Annotated in this window: 15 protein-coding genes; 7 read left to right on the forward strand and 8 right to left on the reverse strand. The window is 68.0% G+C overall.

Annotation, left to right across the window (positions count from 1 at the left end; all coding sequences use genetic code 11):
* Positions 1–1,029, forward strand: a complete 1,029-nt coding sequence (locus NE2_RS09590) for an alpha/beta hydrolase (protein ID WP_063025613.1) — start codon at positions 1–3, stop codon at positions 1,027–1,029.
* Between the two features lie 113 nt (positions 1,030–1,142).
* Entirely contained in the window at positions 1,143–2,390 is a 1,248-nt protein-coding gene (locus tag NE2_RS09595; protein WP_063025614.1) for an Nramp family divalent metal transporter, read from the forward strand.
* Here the strand turns inward: NE2_RS09595 and NE2_RS09600 are convergent.
* Positions 2,341–3,255, reverse strand: a complete 915-nt coding sequence (locus tag NE2_RS09600; protein ID WP_063025615.1) for a polysaccharide deacetylase family protein — start codon at positions 3,253–3,255, stop codon at positions 2,341–2,343. The two genes, NE2_RS09595 and NE2_RS09600, sit on opposite strands and share 50 nt — an antisense overlap.
* A gap of 65 nt (positions 3,256–3,320) precedes the next feature.
* Here NE2_RS09600 and NE2_RS09605 point away from each other — a divergent pair, with 65 nt between their 5' ends.
* Positions 3,321–3,692, forward strand: coding sequence for a MerR family transcriptional regulator (locus tag NE2_RS09605; RefSeq protein ID WP_063025616.1), 372 nt, complete (start codon positions 3,321–3,323; stop codon positions 3,690–3,692).
* Positions 3,693–3,723: 31 nt separating this feature from the next.
* Here the strand turns inward: NE2_RS09605 and NE2_RS09610 are convergent, their stop codons facing one another.
* From NE2_RS09610 to NE2_RS09625, 5 genes are read right to left on the reverse strand one after another with little or no spacing between them, the layout of a single operon-like run.
* Entirely contained in the window at positions 3,724–4,140 is a 417-nt protein-coding gene (locus NE2_RS09610) for a hypothetical protein (RefSeq protein ID WP_063025617.1), read from the reverse strand.
* Between the two features lie 12 nt (positions 4,141–4,152).
* A complete protein-coding gene (locus NE2_RS34875; RefSeq protein ID WP_084493920.1) occupies positions 4,153–4,356 on the reverse strand; it encodes a type II toxin-antitoxin system HicA family toxin in 204 nt (67 codons plus the stop codon).
* A gap of 56 nt (positions 4,357–4,412) precedes the next feature.
* On the reverse strand, positions 4,413–5,270 hold the full coding sequence (locus tag NE2_RS09615; RefSeq protein ID WP_369801464.1) for an ABC transporter permease: 858 nt from the start codon (positions 5,268–5,270) through the stop codon (positions 4,413–4,415).
* Between the two features lie 5 nt (positions 5,271–5,275).
* A complete protein-coding gene (locus NE2_RS09620; protein WP_062961861.1) occupies positions 5,276–6,085 on the reverse strand; it encodes an ABC transporter permease in 810 nt (269 codons plus the stop codon).
* Positions 6,082–7,209 carry an ATP-binding cassette domain-containing protein gene (locus tag NE2_RS09625; protein WP_174553922.1) on the reverse strand — a complete coding sequence of 376 codons (1,128 nt, stop codon included), beginning with the start codon at positions 7,207–7,209 and terminating at the stop codon, positions 6,082–6,084. The genes NE2_RS09620 and NE2_RS09625 overlap by 4 nt, the downstream gene beginning before the upstream one ends.
* 477 nt (positions 7,210–7,686) lie before the next feature.
* Here NE2_RS09625 and NE2_RS09630 point away from each other — a divergent pair, with 477 nt between their 5' ends.
* Positions 7,687–9,150: an aldehyde dehydrogenase family protein gene (locus NE2_RS09630; RefSeq protein ID WP_084493932.1), complete on the forward strand. Its 1,464-nt coding sequence runs from the start codon at positions 7,687–7,689 to the stop codon at positions 9,148–9,150.
* Between the two features lie 37 nt (positions 9,151–9,187).
* Here NE2_RS09630 and NE2_RS09635 read toward each other — a convergent pair whose 3' ends face one another.
* Complete coding sequence (locus NE2_RS09635) at positions 9,188–10,447, reverse strand: TetR/AcrR family transcriptional regulator (RefSeq protein ID WP_063025619.1); 1,260 nt, start codon at positions 10,445–10,447, stop codon at positions 9,188–9,190.
* A 145-nt stretch (positions 10,448–10,592) separates the two neighbouring features.
* Here NE2_RS09635 and NE2_RS09640 point away from each other — a divergent pair, with 145 nt between their 5' ends.
* Positions 10,593–11,387 carry an enoyl-CoA hydratase gene (locus tag NE2_RS09640; protein ID WP_063025620.1) on the forward strand — a complete coding sequence of 265 codons (795 nt, stop codon included), beginning with the start codon at positions 10,593–10,595 and terminating at the stop codon, positions 11,385–11,387.
* 147 nt (positions 11,388–11,534) lie between these two features.
* Here the strand turns inward: NE2_RS09640 and NE2_RS09645 are convergent, their stop codons facing one another.
* The gene (locus tag NE2_RS09645; protein WP_063025621.1) at positions 11,535–12,770 is read right to left on the reverse strand and encodes a lycopene cyclase family protein; all 1,236 of its coding nucleotides are present in this window, start codon (positions 12,768–12,770) and stop codon (positions 11,535–11,537) included.
* A 226-nt stretch (positions 12,771–12,996) separates the two neighbouring features.
* Here NE2_RS09645 and NE2_RS09650 point away from each other — a divergent pair, with 226 nt between their 5' ends.
* Together NE2_RS09650 and NE2_RS09655 are read left to right on the forward strand one after the other, a co-directional pair.
* The gene (locus tag NE2_RS09650; RefSeq protein ID WP_373862238.1) at positions 12,997–13,998 is read left to right on the forward strand and encodes an alpha/beta hydrolase; all 1,002 of its coding nucleotides are present in this window, start codon (positions 12,997–12,999) and stop codon (positions 13,996–13,998) included.
* Between the two features lie 3 nt (positions 13,999–14,001).
* Positions 14,002–14,943, forward strand: a complete 942-nt coding sequence (locus NE2_RS09655) for an esterase/lipase family protein (RefSeq protein WP_063025623.1) — start codon at positions 14,002–14,004, stop codon at positions 14,941–14,943.
* The last annotated feature ends 34 nt before the right edge of the window (positions 14,944–14,977 follow it).

Genomic DNA, 14,977 nt, shown 5'->3' on the forward strand with positions numbered 1-14,977 from the left:
GTGCTCGCGGCCACCGGGGTCCTCACAGGCGTCGTGGCCGGAGTCGGCGCAACGTCCGCCTCGGCGGATGATCCGGTCATCGCCTCGAAGTCCCTGTTGGCCGACCCGCAGTCGCCCGACGGATCGCGTATCGAGAAGGCCACCTACAAGGACGACCGCAGCATCCGGCTGTACGTCCACTCGGCGGCGATGAACCGCACCTTCCCGGTCGATGTGCAGCGCCCCGCCGACGCGTCGGTGCCGCGCCCGACCCTGTATCTGCTCAACGGCGCGGGCGGCGGCGAGGACGACGCGTCGTGGCAGAAGAAGACCGACATCGTCAACGGCTTCCTGTCCGACAAGAACGTCAACGTCGTGCAGCCCATCGGCGGTAAGTGGAGCTACTACACCGACTGGCTGAAGGACGACCCGAACCTGGGCCGCAACAAGTGGAAGACCTTCTTCACCGAGGAGCTGCCTCCGCTGATCGACGGCGCGCTGGGCACCAACGGCGTCAATGCCATTGCGGGCCTGTCGACTTCGGGCACCTCGGTGCTGAACCTGGCGATCGGCAAGCCGGGTCTGTACAAGTCGGTGGCCGCCTACTCCGGCTGCGCGGAGAGCAGCACCGAGGTCGGCCGCGAAGCGGTGAAGCTCACCGTCAACACCTGGGGTGGCGGCGACGTGCGCAACATGTACGGCGACGACGACAACCCGGCCTGGCAGGACAACGACCCGCTGCTGCACGCCGATCAGCTGCGCGGCGCGAACCTGTACATCTCCTCGGGTAACGGCCTGCCCGGCCAGTGGGACACCCTCAACGGCCCCTACGCCCTGCCCGGCGCCTACGGTCTGGGCAACCAGCTCGTCATCGGCGGCGTGATCGAGGCCGCGACCAACTACTGCAGCCACAACCTGCAGACGAAGCTGGACTCGCTGAACATTCCGGCGACCTACAACTTCCGTAACTCCGGCACCCATTCGTGGGGCTACTGGCACGACGACTTCCTCGACTCGTGGCCCGTGCTGGCCCGCGGTCTGGGCATCTGACCGGCCTGAACGAACCACCGAATCCGCCTCGATCGCCGTCGCGATCGGGGCGGATTCGCCATTTTCCGGGGGCTGGCTCACTAAAAAGTTCGGTTGGCCGTAAACTATTTTTCATGAATGCGATCACCGTCGAGGCCGGGCCCACACGCCGGAATCGGCTGCGTTCGCTCGTGGTGCTGCTGGGCCCGGCTTTCGTGGCGGCGATCGCCTATGTCGATCCCGGGAATGTGGCCTCCAATATCAGCGCCGGCGCGCAGTACGGCTACCTGCTGGTGTGGGTGGTCGTCATGGCGAATGTGATGGCCGCGCTGGTGCAGTACCTGTCGGCGAAACTGGGGGTGGTGACCGGCCGCTCGCTACCGCAGATCGTGCGCGAACGAGCCGGGCGCCCGGTCCGGCTGGCCTATTGGGGTCAGGCCGAATTGACCGCGATGGCAACCGATCTCGCCGAGGTCGTCGGTGGCGCGATCGCCTTGAACCTGCTGTTCGGCCTGCCGCTGCTGCTCGGCGGCGTGATCACCGGCGGGGTGTCGATGGCCCTGCTGGCCGTGCAGAACCGCCGCGGACAACAACCGTTCGAGCGCGTGATCATCGGCCTGCTGGCGGTGATCGCGATCGGGTTCCTGGCCGGTGTGGTGATCTCGCCGCCCTCGCCCTCCGGGGTGGCCGGCGGGCTGGTGCCGCGTTTCGACGGGGCGCAGAGCGTCCTGCTCGCCGCCGCCATGATCGGCGCCACGGTCATGCCGCACGCCATCTATCTGCACTCCGGCCTGACCCGCGACCGGCACGGCCGCACCGAGCCGGGCCCGCGCCGCAGTCGCCTGTTGCGCGCGACCCGGATGGATGTCGGCCTGGCCATGATCATCGCCGGCGCGGTCAATCTCGCGATGCTGCTGATGGCCGCCGCCACGCTCGGCGGCCGCGATGTCGACTCGATCGAATCCGCCCACGCCGCAGTCCGGGAGGTTCTCGGCCCCTGGGCCGCGCTGCTGCTGGCCGTGGCCCTGCTGGCCTCCGGGCTGGCCTCCACCTCGGTGGGCGCCTACGCCGGCGCGATGATCATGGACGGGCTGCTGCGCCGCAAGGTGCCGCTGCTGCTGCGCCGCGTGGTCACCCTGATTCCCGCTCTGCTCATCCTCGCCGCCGGCGTCGACCCGACCCGCGCGCTGATCGTCTCGCAGGTGGTGTTGTCCTTCGGCATCCCGTTCGCGCTGATCCCGCTGGTGCGGTTCACCGGTGATCGCAGCCTGATGGGCGCGGACGCCAATCAACGGGCGACCACCGCGGCCGCGTGGCTGATCGCCGCCGTAATCAGCGCGCTGAACCTGCTGCTGATCTATCTGACCGTGGCCGGTCGCTAGCTGACGTCGTCCGTCGATAGTGCGCGGCGATCTCGTCGCTGGTGGTCACCCACACGCCCGGATGGTTCACCACGTACTCGAGCGCCTCGTCCAGATAGCGGTGCCGGAACGCCTGACCGGTGACGAACGGGTGCAGGGCCAGCGCCAGCACCCGGCCGCTGTCGGCGGAGTCGGCGTAGAGCTGGTCGAGTTGGTCGCGGACCATGCGGACGAAATCGGGTCCGGTGAGCCCCTTGCTGACGAAGATGCCGATGTCGTTCAGTTCCACCGAATACGGAACGCTCAGCATCCCCGGCACATTCAGCCGATAGGGCTGATCGTCGTTGGTCCAGTCGAGGACGTATTCCAGCCCCAATTCGGCCAGGAGCCCGGGCGTGTGGAAGGTTTCGGTGAGTCCGGGACCCATCCAGCCCCGCGGCCGGCGGCCGGTGGTCTTCTCGATGGTCGAGACGATGTCGGTCAGAACGCGGCGCTCCTCCTCGAGCGACAGTCCGGTGTGCAGGTGGCTGTTGCTGCTGCCGTGCGCGAGCCAATCCCAGCCGCGTTCCTTCCCGGCCGCGATGATCTGCGGATACCGTTCGCCCACATCGGAATTCAGCAGTGCGCTGGCGCGAATCCCGTATTTGTCGAGCAGCTGGATCTGGCGCCAGATGCCCACCCGCGGGCCGTAGTCGCGCCAGCCGTAGTTCAGCGCGTCCGGCGTCAGTGCGGTGGTGCCCTCGTAGGTCGCGGTACCCGGCAGGTCGACGTAGAAATGTTCGATATTGAGGCCGACGTAGAACGCGACTCGCTTACCATCGGGCCAGTGGATCGGCTCGCGCTCGGTGATCGGGGAGTAGTCGTACAGTGTGATGTCCGTGCTCATGCCGGTATCGTCGGACCTTGACATAGATGTGAAGGTCAACCGAAAGTCGTTGTGAGGTAGAGCATATGCGAATCGGTGAGTTGGCGGAGCGGACCGATACCTCCCGGCGGCTGCTGCGCTACTACGAGGAGCAGGGACTGATCCGGGTGCGCCGCTGTGCCAACGGCTATCGCGACTACGACGAGCGCCTGGTCGATCAGATCCTGCACATCCGCGGACTATTGGACGCGGGCCTGCCCACGCGGATCATCAAGCAGATCCTGCCCTGCCTGGACGATCCGCGCGACATCCATTTCGCCGACGCCACACCGGAAATCATCGCCACCCTCGAACATCAGCGCGACCGCCTGACCCAGCGCATCGATCTGCTCACCCGCAACCGCGACGCCATGACCACCTACATCGGCGAACTACGCGGCTGCGCCCGTCCGGCCTGACGAAGCCGCCATCCGGCCGCATCGGCGGGGCTCAGCTCGCCTGCGCCTGCTCACGAGTCTTGGATGCCGTCATCTGCCCGATTCGCTGGAAGGTGTACCCGGTGAGACTTGCGATGTCTCGCAAGGGAATTCCCTGCGCGGCGAGTTCGACGGCCAACGCCTGGGCCTCAGCCTGATTCTCGCGCTCGATGCGCTCGATTTCGGCACGCCCGGCGCGGATCCGGGCGGCGCGTTCGTTGATGTTGCGGACGCCACCGAGGTCATCGATCACCACCTCGATGTCGATGGTCGAAGGGGCCACATCGAGGGCCACGGTGACATAGTCCCGCGCCTCGTCCGCGACGTCGTCGAGCCTGCGTGCCTGGGTCTGTGCGTCCTCGCCGAGCGCGGGAATGGTCACCGCCCACCACCGGCCCTCGCGTCCGGTCACGTGTGCCTCGTATTTCATCGCCGTCTCCTCTCAGCAACTGCAGCCGTCGACCGCTTTCCGGATGTTCCGCAACACGCCAGCTCGGATCGTCGTATGCCCATCCGGAACAGTCACCGAATGCTGCCCGGTCGGACACTGCCACAGACTGTGACTGCCCTTGCCCTGGCGCTTACGGCTCCATCCCGAACGGATGAGTTCCTGGAGGATCGTCCGGGTCGGCTGTTCGCTGATCACCAGTGTTGTCTACTCATTGGACAATTACAAGTCAAATGAGTAGACGTTTGGTCCGATCAGGCGCCCGTCTCTGCTGCGCGGCGGTAGCCGCGCACGGCCGGGTAGCCGAAGACCACGATCATGCCGAGAACCCAGGCGACGGTCTTCCACAGGGGTTCGGCGACGGGGCCGTCCCAGCAGAGTCCGCGCATCGCGTCGATGGCGGTGCTCATGGGCTGGTTCTCGACGACCTTCTGCAACCACGTGGGGTAGGCGAAGACCGGGACGAAGCCGGAGTTGAAGAACATCAGGAGGGTGTTGATGATGCTGACGATGTTGACCAGCATCACGCCCTCGGAGACGGTGGCCAGGGCGGTGACCATCACCGCGAAGCCCACGCCGAACAGCACCGGGATGCCGATCATGGCCAGGGAGGCCAGCGGACCGTTCCAGAAGCGGAAGCCGATGCAGACGCCGACCGCGATCACGAACAGCGTGGTCACCAGGACGCGCAACGCCTCGGCGAGCAGTCGCCCGGTGAGTCCCGCGGCCCGGTGGATCGGCATCGTCCAGAAGCGGCCGAGCAGGCCGGTGTACTTCTCGGTCTTGAAGCCCAGCGCACTGACCACCGCTCCGGACATCGCCGCCACCAGGGTGATCAGGGGGACCGTGCCGTAGACGCTGGGCATGCCGGTGGCCGCGGTGATCGAATCACCGAGCACGATCCGGAACATCAGCAGGGTCAGCGCCGGGTAGATCAGCGTCTGAATGGTGGTCGCGGGGTCGCGCGCCCACACCATCAGCAACCGCTTGCACTGAATCAGGCTGTGCCGTGCCCAGGTCGCGACCGACCGCTCCGACCGAGCCGCGACCCTGGGCAGCGGCGTCTTCCAGCCGAGAGTTTCCGGAGACGCCTCGGTGGCATCGATGGTCAAACTGCTCACGATCGCCTCACACTCGCCCACACCGCCAGCGGAACGAAGGCCGCCGCCAGACTGATCAACCACACCAGCGGCACCCACAGCACATGCCAGCTCACTCCGCCCGCGGCCATATCCCGCAGGGCGAAGGAGAACTGGGAGACCGGCTGATTGCGGGCGAACGGCCTAATCCACGCCGGGAATCCGGATTCCGGCACGAAGCCGCACGACAGCATGCCGAGGATCAGCGTCGGCAGCGTCAGCGCCTGACTCAGCGCCTCCGGACTCTTGGTGAAACTGCCCAGCGCGTCCGCGCCGATCGCCAGCACGGTCCCGACGGCCAGCGAGAACGCGCAGAACAGCACGGCCTGGCCGAGTCCGGCGGTGAACCGGAAACCGATCATGTATCCGAAGATCAAGGCCGCGATCAGTGAGGTCACCGAACGCACCAGGCCCGCGCAGATGCGGGAGACCAGCGGAACCATCGGCCCGATCGGCATGGTCTGCATGCGGGTGTGCAGACCGGTCATCGATTCGAAGGCCGCGATCTGCGCATTCGACATCATGGTGAACGACATGGTCTGCAGCACGATGATCGGCATCACGAACTGCGCGTAGTCGATGCCGCGGAACTGCATCACATAACGCAGCGGCAGATAGAACCCGAGGGTGAACACCAGCGGCGTGATCACCGCGACGACCAGTTCACCCTTGGTCGCCATCGTGCGTACGATCCGCCCGGTCAGCGCCCGCCACTGGGCGAAGCTGGAGATCCGCGCCTCGGGCATCTGCGCGAAGAGGCGGGCCTCGGCGGCCACCGGCGCGCTCATTGATGTCCGCCGGAATGACCGGTGATGGACAGGAACACGTCGTCGAGCGAAGGCCGCCGCAGCGCGATATCGGCCAGTTCGAGGCCCGCCGCGTCGAGGCGGCGTACCGCCTCGGCGAGGGTGCTCGCCCCGTCCGGCGCCGGAATGGAGATCCGGTCGCCGGCGAATTCGTGCCGCAGGGCCTCGGGTACCAGCTCCCCGAGGGCGGTCACCGCCTTGCGCAGCTGCGTCGGATCCAGTGGGACCACCTCGCAGTAGCTGCCGCCGGTCTTCTCCTTGAGTTCGTCGGCGGTGCCCTCGGCGATCACCGTGCCCTTGTCGATGACGATGATGTTGTCGCTGAGGACGTCTGCCTCTTCCAGATATTGCGTGGTCAGCAGCACCGTGATGCCCTGCTCCTTGAGCGCGTTGACCAGATCCCACACCCCCTGGCGGCTGCGTGGATCGAGGCCGGTGGTCGGCTCGTCGAGGAAGACCACCTCCGGGCGCACCACGAGCCCGCAGGCGATGTCGACGCGGCGGCGCATACCGCCGGAGTAGTGCCGGACCGCGCGCTTACCGGCGCCGACCAGGTCGAATTCCTCGAGCAGCGTGTCGGCGCGGCGGCGGGCGTCCTTCTTGGGCAGGCCCATCAGCCGGCCGAACAGTTCGAGGTTCTCGCGGCCGGAGAGATTCTCGTCCAGCGCCGCGTACTGCCCGGTCATCATGATCGAGCGCCGCACCCCGGCCGCATCGGCGACCACGTCGTGCCCGGCCACCGAGGCGCTGCCCGAATCGGGTCGCAGCAGCGTGGACAGGATCTTGACCATGGTGGTCTTGCCGGCGCCGTTGGGTCCGAGGATGCCCAGCACCGAGGCGCGGGCGGCGGTGAAGCTGATGCCCTGCAGGGCCTGCACCTCGCCGAAGGATTTGCGCACATCGTCGACCACGACGGCCGGATCGGTACCCGATACGCGCACCGCGGTATCGGCACCGCCGGCGGCGTCGGAACCGGCCCGCGTCGCTGCCGCGCCGGTACCTGCCCGAGACGCTGCCGCGTCGGCACCGGCCTGAGACGCTGCCGCGTCGGTAGCGCCCGAATCCTCACGCGGTGTGTGCGATCCTGCGTTGTCCAAACTCGGCATCAACTCTCCACTATCGGCCGGGCCGCGACCGGATTGTCCGGAACGCTGATCTTTGTCCCGGTTGATGGATACCTTCCACCGGGCGCGATGTTACTTCGTCCGGCTGCGCGGCTGTCGGTGCCGCGACCTCGGGATGCCGCTCGCGGTCCCGAATTTTTCCATCGCGATAGGTTCTACCGCGATCTGAAACGTGGCGTATTCGAAATGTGGCAGGCTCCGTAATCTGTGGCGTTGGTCACACTTCCGGTGCCCAATCGGCTCCGATCACCATTGTCGCTGGTCCGGACGCGGACCGGATGGTTCGTAGGATGTTCACGGTTGTTGTCGCCCGCCCGGAGGGCACCATAGTCTGACGACCAGGGGAGCGGTATCCGATTCGTCCGCACCCTCCTGCGGCATCGTCGCCCGCCCGCTGCTGGTGCACACGTCGAACGACTGCCGAGGTCTCCGCCGGCGAGAGGGTGGCCAATGGCCGAGATGCTGAAGTCCCACGATCCACGCACCGGCGAGCTCATCGGGGAATATCCGATCCTGGACGCGGCCGCGGTCACCGACGTCGTGCGCGCCGCCCGGTCGGCCGAGACCTGGTGGGCGGCAATAGGATTCGCCGGGCGCAAGCGCTGGTTGCTGGAATGGAAGCGCAGTATCGCCCGCAATGCCGGCGAACTGGCCGAATTGATCTGCACCGAGTCGGGTAAGCCGCGCGTCGATGCCGCGATCGAGATCATGCTCGCCGTGGAACATCTGAACTGGGCCGCGCGCAATGCCGAAAAGCTTTTGGGGCGAAGCAAACTCGCCTCGACGTGGCTCACCCGCAATCAGCGCGCGTCGGTGGGCTATCTGCCGCTGGGCGTGGTCGGGGTGCTCGGCTCCCCGAACAATCCGGTCTTCACGCCGATGGGCTCGATCGCCTATGCGATGGCCGCCGGCAACGCGGTGGTGTTCAAACCCAGTGAGCTCACCCCGGGTGTCGGCGTGTGGCTGGCCGACAGCTGGGCGGCACTGGCGCCGAACAAACCCGTCCTGCAGGCGATCACGGGAACCAGCGCCACCAGTGCCGAACTGTGCCGCGCTCGGGTCGACAAGATCGCCTACGCCGGCTCGGAGGCCGGTGCGCGCGAGGTGATCGAACTGTGCGCACCCACCCTGACGCCCGTCGTGGTCGAGAAGGCCGGCAAGGGCACGATGATCGTGCACGTCGACGCCAAACTCGACACCGCGGCCGAGGCGGCGGTGTTCGGCGCCATGTCCAACGCGGGGCAGAGCCCGGCCGGTATCCAGCGGGCCTACGTCGCGGACTCGGTCTACGAACCGTTCCTGGAACGGGTCGTCGCCCGGGCGCGTTCGCTGCGTCCCGGCGGCGACCGCAAGGCCTCCTACGGGCCGATGATCATGGATGCCCAGGTCGACGTGGTCCGCCGTCAGGTCAAGGACGCGATCGCGCGCGGCGGCCGGGCCGTGGTGGGCGGTCTGGAATCGATTCGCGAACCGTATATCGAGCCGATCGTGCTCACCGACGTGCCCGAGGACAGCCAGGCGATCACCGCGGAGGCGGTCGGGCCGGTGCTGATCGTGAATCGGGTGGCGAATATCGACGAGGCCATCGACCGCATCAACGTCGCGGATCAGGGACTGGCGGTCTCGGTGTTCACCCGCGACGTGCGGGGCGTCGCCGACTTCGCCGAACGCATCAGAACCGGTGTGGTGACGGTGAATTCGACCATGGCCTACGCCGCCAATCCGGCCCTGCCCTTCGGCGGTGTCGGCGAGTACGGGCAGGGACATACGCACGGCGAGGCCGGGTTGCGCGAATTCAGCCGGACGCTGGCGATCGCGGAGAAGCGCTATCGGGCGCCGGTGGATCTGTCGAGTTTCGACCGGCACCCGCGCCATTTGCGGCTGACGCGGGCGATCTTCCGGATTCGCCACAGCCGCTTCTAGCCACGGCCGCCCCGCCTGGACCGCTACGCCTGGACCGCTAGGCCTGGACCTGTTCGCCCTGGGCCGTCTCGGGCGGCGAATTCCAGCCCAGCAGAACCGCTTCCATCAGCGCGCACACCCGGGCGACATGTTCCGGCCGATTCTCGAAGCGCACCCGCCGTCCGACATCGACCACCTGCGCGATGGCGGCATGGACGCGGCAGCGCGCCTCGGCCGGGTCGTCGTCGAGCAGATGCGCCCACTCGAGCACGTTCTGCCGCTGCACCGAACGCAGTTTCTGCTGTTCGGCCGCGGGCAGATTCGAGAATTCGGCGAAGTAGACCGGCAGGATCTCCGGCGTCGAGAAGGTCAGCCGCGCGAACCGGGCCGCGATGCGCAGCGCGGCATCGGAGCGGCTGGTCGCCTCCGCCAGCGCCTCGGAATTCGCGATCGCGACGCGTTCGCCGGTGCGGTGAAATGCGGCGGCCAGCAGATCGGACTTACTCGCGAAGTAGCGGTAGACGCTGGACGCGTTGATCCCGACCGCGGCGCCGATCTCCTCGATACTGGCCTCGTGATAGCCCTGGCGGCCGAAGATGCGGATCGCCTCGGTGAGCAGCTGTTCGCGTTTGGAACTCAGCGGCAACCCGCGCACCGGCGCCCCGGTGGCCGCCGGATCCGGCAGCGGCGGCAGTTCGGTGTGCAGGAGCGACCAGCACATATCGAGGATCAGATCGGTGAGGCGCGCGTTGGACAGGGCGGTGCGATGGGCGGTGATACTGCCGATCACGCCCAGCATGCCGGTCGCCAGCAGTTCGACATCGGCGGGCGGCGCATCCGGTCGCAGCGCGGCGACCGCGGATTCGATCAGATCCTGTAGTTCGTCGTAGATCACCCGGATGCGGGCGCGGTCCTCCCGCTCGAGGTAGCGGCGCTCCCAGCGGTACAGCCCGCCCTCGCGGCGGACATCGATGGTGTGCTCGGCCAGAGCGCGGATCAGCGCGGTGAGGCGCGATTTCGGATCGAGCCCGGGTTCGTCGGCGGCCTTGGCGGCGTCGAGCAGTTGCTGGGCGCCGGCCTCGGCGGCGGCCACCAGCAGTGCGTACTTGTTGGCGAAGTGGCGGTACAGCGCCGGTCCCGAGATGCCCACCTCGGCGGCGATCTCGTCGACGCCCACCGGGTGATAGCCACGTTCACTGAAGGCGCGGGCGGCGACCCGCACGATCTGTGCCTTGCGATTCTTCGGCCGACGCCGGGGCGTCGTGGTGGTACCCGGTCGCGCGGATGCGAGCCCGGCCTCGCTGCGATCCGCGACCATACACCTCTCCTTCTGCGTTTCGGCTCGTCGACGGCGCCGACTGGTTGACAGCGCCGGACAAGTCAACATAAGTTAACCACAATTCGCAAAGTTAACCATCATTCTCGTCTCGTCGCCACCGGCGGCGGCCCACCTGGGAGTAACCATGAGCGATCACGACCACACCCCCGGCCTCACCATCGTGCGGGACGATCGCGTTTTGCGGGTGACCATCGACAATCCCGGTCGCAAGAACGCTCTCAGCTACGACGCGATGATCGCTCTCGGTGACACGCTGAGCAACGTGGCGCAGGATTCGTCGATCCGCGTGGTCGTGCTGACCGGGGCGGGCGGTGACTTCTGCACCGGCGCCGATCTGGCCGCGGCGGCCGCCGAGAAGGAGCGGGGCATCACACCGGAGATGACCATGGACGGCGCGAACCGCATGGTCCGCTCGATCATCGACGCGCCGGTGCCGGTCATCGCGCGGGTGCGTGGCGCCGCCGCGGGAATCGGTGTGGCGCTGGCGCTTTCCGCCGATTTCACCTATGCGAGCGAGGAGGCCTATCTGCTGCAGGCCTTCATCAACATCGGCCTGATGCCCGACGGTGGCGCCGCCGCGCTGGTGGCCGCGGCATCCGGGCGGGCGCTGGCGGCGGAGCTGGCGCTGCTCGGGGAGCGGCTGCCGGTCACCGAGGCGTACCGGCGCGGGCTGCTGGCCGGGGTCCTGCCCGCCGACGAACTCGATGCGAAGGTCGAAGCTGTGGCCGCCAAACTCGCCCACGGCCCGCGCCGCGCCCTCGAACTCACCAAGCGCACCCTCAACCGCGCCGCGCTGGCCTCGCTGGACGAGGCGCTCGCCGCCGAGAAGGCCGGGCAGGCCGAGTTGCTGCGCGGACCCGATTTCGCCGAGGGCGCCGCGGCGATGCTGGGCAAGCGCAAAGCGGTGTTCGCGCACTAGGACGCCCAAGCCGAACCAGCGGCCGCGGTGAGCGCTGCGCCGCAGCGTGTTTCGGCGGCCGAAGTAGCCGGCGGGGAGATGTTCGGGCCGGAGGCGGCCACCTACTCGGCCACCGAGCGCGACTCGTCGCCGTCGCTGCCCGGGTGGCTAGCCTCCCACGCTCCCGTCCTCCGGAAGCGCCGCGTCGAGCATCTGGTCCGGCGTCGCCGCCGGATAGTCGTAGCCCACCCAGCGGTTGCGGTTCGCCCAGCCGACCAGGTCGTATCGCCAGCGGAACGGCCAGGTTCGCGACACCGTCATGAACAGCACCACGCCCAGTGCCGCGTAGTCGTCGTGCGCCGACAGCAGTGCCCGCTGCTGGCGCGGGGAGGCGGTGAAGAAGGCCTCGAACATCGAGATCGACTGCGCGGTCGTCAACCGCCCCAAGCCGTAGAGGCCGCGCATCCGCATCCAGTACACCAGCCGGGCCTGCCACGGCCACAGCGCCGCGACCGGATCGGAACCGGTGCGCACCGCATCGACCAGCGTGTCGACCAGGGCGAACGAATCGGCGACGCTGTAGCCGGTGCACGGATGCATCATTCCGCCGCGGGAGCCGAACGGAACCGGGTCGTTTCCGCGCACCGAACCACGCATCGGCGGGGGTGGCTGATCCAGCGGATAGTGCGCGGCCTCGGACGGCTCGTCACCGCGCAGCCGGATGCCGTGCGAGGCGAGTCGATGCAGGGTGCGCCGGCGCAGTTCGTGCTGCGGCATGCCGCCGCGCAGGCCGAGACTGGTCTCCTCGAAGATCACCGTGCCGTCGCCGAGCGGGACGGCGTACAGGAACGAGGGCGGCTCGTCCGGACCCGCGCCGTTCTCGTCGCGCCAATCCAGCAGCAGCCCTTCGCCGTCGCCGACCATCGGCGCCGCCCGTTCGGCGTCGACGAAGATGCCGTGCGCGCTGGCGGTGCGCCGCGCCCCCGGCGACGCCAGCCCGCGGGTGTCCACCACCGTGGCGGCCGTGATCGTGCTGCCGTCCTGCAGGTCGACGCGATGAGCATCGACAGAGGTAGCGCGACCGGCCAGCACGGTGGCATCGTCTAGAGGTAGCGCATCGCGTAGCCCGGGCTTGGAGAGTACGCAGTACGGCCTTTCGATTCGATGCGGCGTCTGCGTCCAGACGGTGGGCGCCTCGATGCGCTGGGCGATCGCGCTGTGTGGCAGCCACGCGGGCAGTTCGTCGACCCAGCAGGAGAAGGTCGGCGGCCACAGCCGCTCGGGCCGCGGGTCCACCGCCACCACCTCGAGCCCCGCCCGCATCGCGCGGTGCGCGACGGCACGGCCGGTCGGCCCGAGCCCGACCACGCACAGATCGGCTCGACGGACATGCTGCGCACTCATGGCCGCATTCTCCCAGTCCGGCCCCGCATCGCTGCGGGGGCCGTGGATGTTACGCCCCGAAAACTCGTGGCGTAGCAATTCGCGTCGTGAAATGCGTTGGGGCAGTTCATAACCTGAGACCACGGGCGCCGTCGGGCGTGCTCGCCGATTGCTGGTGGCCAGGGAGAACGATATGCGAAGGTTTCGAGACACGGGGCGGGCTCCGCGGCACAGATCAATGCCGCGGATGATGAGTACGGCGGTGGTGGCCGCCGCCGCTCTGCTGATGTGCCAGGGGAACGGTGCGGCCGATCCCCCGCCGGCGCCCGGTCCGACCGGCTCGGACTCGGCGATCGTCCGGGTCCGCGCCGACGATCCGCGCCATCAGTCGTTGTTCGTGCACTCCGCGGCGATGGGGCAGGACATCGAAGTGCAGGTGCAGCGGGCCGCCGATACGAGCGCTCCGCGTCCGGTGCTGTATCTGTTGCTCGGCGCCGGCGGCGGTCTCGACGGCTCGACCTGGGCGACGAAAACCGATGCGCTGAAATTCCTCGCCGACAAGAACGTCAACGTGGTGACGCCGATCGGTGGCATGTTCAGCTATTACGCCGACTGGCAGCGCGACGATCCGCACCTGGGTCGCAACAAGTGGCGCACTTTCCTGACGCAGGAACTGCCGCCGCTTCTGAACACGTATCTGGATGCCAACGGCCGCAACGGAATTGCCGGCTATTCGATGTCGGCCACCACGACCTTGGCGCTCGCAGCGACCGCCGGGGACCTGTTCTCCGCGGTCGGCTCCTACAGCGGATGCGCGCAGACCTCCGATCCGGTCGGACAGGAATTCGTCCGGCTCACGGTCGAGACGTGGGGATGGGGCAATGCCGAGAACATGTGGGGACCGCCCGGCGATCCGGACTGGGTCGGCAACGATCCCTACGTACACGCGGAGGGCCTGCGCGGCAAGGCCATCTACATCGCGAACGGCAGCGGACTGCCCGGGCCCTACGACACCTTGAACGGCGAATACTCGCTGCCCGGGGAATGGGGTTACGCCAATCAGCTCGTGCTCGGCGGCATCATCGAATCGGCGACGAACTACTGCGCCCACAACATGCAGGCACGGCTGGACTCGCTGAACATCCCCGCCACCTATGACTTCCGGCCGACCGGCACGCACTCCTGGGGTTACTGGCAGGACGACCTCAAGAAATCGTGGCCGGTGCTGGCCTCGGGCCTGGGACTGTAATCGATGCGCGGCGATCGCAATCCCACTGCGCGCGCGATACTCGCGCTGGTCCTGGGGGCGTTGATCGTCTGGGCCGGCGCCCGTGCGCCCCAGGCCGCGGCCTTCCCGGCCGAAGTGCCGTATTTGCCGGGCGCCAACGATTTCGGCTGCCGGACCACCGCGGACAAGCCCTATCCGGTGATTCTGGCCCACGGCGCAGCCACCGACGCCGGGCGCAGTTTCGCCGTACTCGCACCGCAATTGCACCGGCTCGGCTTCTGTGTTTTCGCCGCCGATGTGGGACGACTGCCGTTGTCGAATCTGGGCGCCAACGGTGTGCCCGATCCGAAATGGGCGGGCTTGGGTCCCGCGGCCGCGGCGGTGGAGGGCAACGGCATCTACGGCGTGGCCGATATCGCCACGCAGGCAACGGAATTGGGCGCCTTCGTCGCACGGGTCCTGGATGCGACCGGAGCGGCGAAGGTCGTCATGGTCGGCCATTCCACCGGTGGCACGGATATTCGTGAATTCGTGCGCCACCGCCCCGAGCAGGTGGCGAGCGTGGTCACCGTCGGCACGCCGTATCGCGGATCGACCTTCGCCGGCCTGCCGGCGATGTTCCCCTTCTACGGCGCGCTGGGCATGGACGGACCGGCGGTCGCGGCGCAGGTCTTCGGACCCGCCGGAGCCGAACAGGCGCCGGGAACGCCGACCCTGAATCGGTTGAACGCCGACGGTGAGACCCATCCGGGAATCCGCTACACCGCCATCGCCAGCCGCGACGATACGGTCATCACCCCGCCCGAGACGGCCCTGTTGAGCGATCCGCAGGGCGGCAACCGAAACATCTGGCTGCAGGACGGATGCCCCGCCCTCGTCGTCGCCCACGACGCGATGCTGTCGGATCCGCGCGCGCTCGCCGAAATCACCGCCGCCGTCGCGGGCACGCCGCCCCCGCCCTGCTGAGGGCGCTGATTCGTCACCGGGCGCCCAGGTGTGG

The organism is Nocardia elegans NBRC 108235 (assembly GCF_001612845.1).
Classification (GTDB): Bacteria; Actinomycetota; Actinomycetes; order Mycobacteriales; family Mycobacteriaceae; genus Nocardia; species Nocardia nova.